The organism is Rodentibacter ratti, from assembly GCF_002000485.1.
GTDB classification, from domain to species: Bacteria; Pseudomonadota; Gammaproteobacteria; order Enterobacterales; family Pasteurellaceae; genus Rodentibacter; species Rodentibacter ratti.
In genome coordinates this window covers 1-3,879 of record NZ_MLAJ01000020.1, presented here as the reverse complement: position 1 = coordinate 3,879, position 3,879 = coordinate 1, and the positions used below count along the sequence as shown (strand labels likewise).

Annotated in this window: 4 protein-coding genes; 3 read left to right on the top strand and 1 reads right to left on the bottom strand. The window is 34.7% G+C overall.

From position 1 onward, the window contains the following. Window positions 1-118: 118 nt before the first annotated feature. Together BKG94_RS09810 and crcB are read left to right on the top strand one after the other, a co-directional pair. Entirely contained in the window at window positions 119-937 is an 819-nt protein-coding gene (locus BKG94_RS09810; protein ID WP_077436648.1) for a Cof-type HAD-IIB family hydrolase, read from the top strand. After that, on the top strand, window positions 937-1,320 hold the full coding sequence (gene crcB / locus BKG94_RS09805) for a fluoride efflux transporter CrcB (RefSeq protein ID WP_077436646.1): 384 nt from the start codon (window positions 937-939) through the stop codon (window positions 1,318-1,320). Before BKG94_RS09810 ends, crcB begins: the two co-directional genes overlap by 1 nt. 258 nt (window positions 1,321-1,578) lie before the next feature. Here crcB and recA read toward each other — a convergent pair whose 3' ends face one another. Then, window positions 1,579-2,634 (bottom strand): recombinase RecA, encoded by a 1,056-nt coding sequence (gene recA, locus BKG94_RS09800; protein WP_077436644.1) that lies wholly within the window; start codon window positions 2,632-2,634, stop codon window positions 1,579-1,581. A gap of 537 nt (window positions 2,635-3,171) precedes the next feature. Here recA and BKG94_RS09795 point away from each other — a divergent pair. After that, on the top strand, window positions 3,172-3,834 hold the full coding sequence (locus BKG94_RS09795) for a TfoX/Sxy family DNA transformation protein (protein WP_077436642.1): 663 nt from the start codon (window positions 3,172-3,174) through the stop codon (window positions 3,832-3,834). Window positions 3,835-3,879: the final 45 nt, after the last annotated feature.

Below are 3,879 nucleotides of genomic sequence, written 5' to 3'. Positions count from 1 at the left end.
TCGAAAGATCTGCCTTTTTATTTTATAATTTCGTCTATTTTGGGTTTCAGTCAAAAAGTGCGGTCATTTTATGCCTTATTTTTTGATATGATCAGAAAAATTTTTAGAGGGTTTCTTTATGTCAAAACAACTTTTCCGTGCTGTTGTCTCTGATCTGGATGGCACATTATTAAACACGAATCATGTCATCGGAGACTTTACCATTGATACGTTGAATCGTCTTGAACAAAATGGCATTGATATTATCCTTGCTACGGGAAGAAACCATACTGATGTTACTTCTATTCTTGGAAAAATTGGTGCAGAGCGTGCGGTAATGATTACCTCAAATGGTGCAAGGGTACGGGATATGGCTGGAAATCTGATTTACAGTAATAGCCTGCCGGAGGATATCGTATTTGATCTGTATAAAACACCATTTGATGAGACTAAGGTTTGTTTGAACAGCTATCAAGATGAAGGATGGTTTATTAATAAAGACGTTCCCGCATTGCAAAAATTTCATCAAGATTCGGGCTTCATGTATGAAGTGGTTGATTTTTCTAAACATCACGCTCGTCATGTGGAGAAGATATTTTTTATCGGAAAAACACCTGAAGATTTAATTGAAGTAGAAAAATATTTACGTGAACATTTTGGCGATAAAACAACGATTGTTTATTCTGCATTAGCCTGTTTGGAAGTGATGAACAAAAATGTCTCTAAAGGAGAGGCTCTAAAACATGTGCTAGAGCAACGAGATTACGGTTTGGAAAATTGTATCGCTTTTGGAGACGGGATGAATGATATAGAGATGCTTTCCTGTGTTGGGAAAGGCTGCATTATGGAGAATGCGGATGAACGGTTGAAACAAGCTTGCCCACAATTGGAGCAAATAGGCTCAAATCAAAATGAATCAGTCGCAAAATATCTTCAACTTCAATTCGGAATCAAATAATGCTCCAAGCCATATTATGTATTAGTTGTGGTGCTGTATTTGGGGCCTTGGGGAGATGGGGATTAACTTACAGTTTTAACTCGCTTTTCTCTACTTTTGCCTTTGGGACGCTACTTGCCAATCTTATCGGTTGTTTTTTTATCGGTGTATTGATGGCATTTTTTTGGCAACATCCACAAATTAATGATTTATGGAAATTGTTTCTCGTGACCGGTTTTCTTGGTGCGTTTACTACATTCTCATCTTTTTCGATTGAAGTGATTGAACTTTTAATGTCAGACAAATGGGGTGGTGCACTTGGCGTTATTGCTTTCCATTTAATAGGTGGACTAATGAGTACGACGCTAGGTATTTTATTGTATAAACTACTATCTAGGTCTTAGGTTCGACATTTTCTTCAGAAGTAGAGTTGATAAGATCGGTAAAACCTACATTGTGAAATCTGTGAGAAAGAATATATTACTAGTCTTTTATTAACTTCAATTTGTTTTTCTGAAAACACTTTTTTCTTGTATTTTCTTACAAAGATCGAGCTCACGATACATACTCTAATAAATTCGTAATTGAAGATATACTTTTTTCATAAAAAGTGCGGTCAAAATCTAAAGAGAAATTTGACCGCACTTGATTTATTTTAAGGCTTATAACTCATCTGAAGAATTATCTTCAGATTGTTCAATATCAGCCATTAATGATTGTTCAGGATTTGCAACTAATTCGGCACGAAGTTTAGTTTCTAATTCTTCTGCTTTTTCCGAATTTTCATGTAACCATTTCATTGCATTTGCCTTACCTTGACCAATTTTCTCACCATTGTAGGCATACCACGCACCAGATTTATCCACAAGTTTATGTTTTACGCCTAACTCAATTAATTCGCCCATTTTGGAAATGCCTTCTCCGTAAAGAATTTGGAAATCAACTTGGCGGAACGGTGCAGCGAGTTTATTTTTCACCACTTTTACTTTTGTTTCATTACCAATAATTTCTTCACCATCTTTTACTGAGCCTGTGCGGCGAATGTCTAAGCGAACGGAAGAATAGAATTTAAGGGCATTACCACCGGTTGTGGTTTCTGGATTACCAAACATTACCCCGATTTTCATACGAATTTGGTTAATAAAGATTACCAAGCAGTTGGCCGTTTTAATTTGACCGGTAAGTTTACGTAATGCTTGAGACATTAGGCGTGCTTGTAAGCCCATATGGGAGTCCCCCATATCACCTTCAATTTCAGCTTTTGGCGTAAGAGCAGCGACAGAGTCTACAATAATAACATCAACAGCACCTGAGCGTACAAGAGCATCACAAATTTCTAATGCTTGTTCACCATTATCAGGTTGAGAAACTAATAATTCTTTTACGTCCACACCTAATTTTGCGGCATAGATTGGGTCAAGTGCATGTTCTGCGTCAATGAACGCACAGGTTTTGCCCGCTTTTTGCGCCTGTGCAATTACAGATAAAGTAAGGGTTGTTTTACCGGAAGATTCTGGACCAAAGATTTCAACAATACGTCCCATGGGTAAACCACCGATACCTAATGCAACATCTAAGCCGATTGAGCCTGTTGAAATAGATTCTACATCTAAGGTTTTGGTATCGCCCAATTTCATGATCGAGCCTTTACCAAATTGTTTTTCGATTTGTCCTAGTGCGGCAGCAAGTGCTTTTTGTTTCTCTTCTTGAGTGGTCATTTCTTTACCTTTTATATTATATAAATACACTAAAATTGTATCTGTGTTGATGTACAGTATCAAGTGAAATTTCGGCTCTTGAGAAGAAACATAAGAGGAGAAAAATAGAATTAAGGATTTATCTAACTATAATTGATTAATATAGTTTTGGAATTTTGAAGGAAAAAAGAGTAAAACCCGTGTTTATAAACACGTTTTGTTTATTGAAACTTAATAAGTTTAGATTTTTGTATAAAAACACTTATGTAAATAATTTGGATTTTTTTGATACCTAAAGTAAATGGATTTGTTGTAGATTAATTTGCTGAAATTTACTTTTGCTTTTTGTTTTAGATTGTTCAAGAGGTCTATGTTTCCTAAGTACAAGTTATTATATGAGATTCTCATTATATTATTATATTTTCTGCAATAAATTTAAAATTTACGATCTGCATCACAGATTTGTAAATGAATTGTTTCAATTTGGTAAATCAAGTGTTATAAAGGTGGGGGTTGCTTATTTTATAAATATACTACAAGTTTAATCCTGGAGGACTTATGACAATATTAAATATCAAAGATAAACATGCTGATGACATTTGTATGATGATTAATGAGTTAATTGGAAATGTGACATCAAAGAATTTATTTACTGGTTATGGCTTGTTCTACGATAAGAAACTTATGTTCGGTTTATGTCTAAGCGGAAAGTTTTATCTTCAGGCAAAAGATGACTTATCCCGTCAATTAGTAAGTTTAGGGTGTGTGGCTTTTACAAAAAATGAGGTTGATGCTAAGTTTGTTTTGTCGGATTATTATTGCCTGGCTAATGATATTCTAAGTGATAGGGTTTTATTACGCAAGCTGCTTATGCTTTCTATTAAGCAAATCCAAGATAGAAAGAATGAGATCGCATTGTCAAAGGCAAATCGCTTGAAAGACCTTCCTAACCTCTCTATAAAGTATGAGAGAATGTTGAAAAAAGTTGGTATTCATGATGTCGAAACACTAAAGATAGTAGGAGCTGAGAATGCGATTGTCAGGCTAAGGAAAGCTGGGATACCTGCCACTTTAAATACGTATTGGAAGCTAGCTTGCGCATTATTGAATAAAAATAGCGAAATGTTAAATAGACAACAAAAAGAAATACTATTAAAGAAGTTGAATGAAGTCTTACATGAAGCAGGATTTAGAAGATATAGAAAGATTGATAATGAATAAAAATTAATCTTTTAAATAAAAAATGTAAAAAATCCCTTGCGTAGC

Bases quoted from the DNA above. Each gene is read 5' to 3' on its own strand.
- BKG94_RS09795 (WP_077436642.1), top strand. From the start codon at position 3,172: ATGACAATATTAAATATCAAAGATAAACATGCTGATGACATTTGTATG.
- BKG94_RS09810 (WP_077436648.1), top strand. From the start codon at position 119: ATGTCAAAACAACTTTTCCGTGCTGTTGTCTCTGATCTGGATGGCACA.
- crcB (WP_077436646.1), top strand. From the start codon at position 937: ATGCTCCAAGCCATATTATGTATTAGTTGTGGTGCTGTATTTGGGGCC.
- recA (WP_077436644.1), bottom strand. From the start codon at position 2,634: ATGACCACTCAAGAAGAGAAACAAAAAGCACTTGCTGCCGCACTAGGA.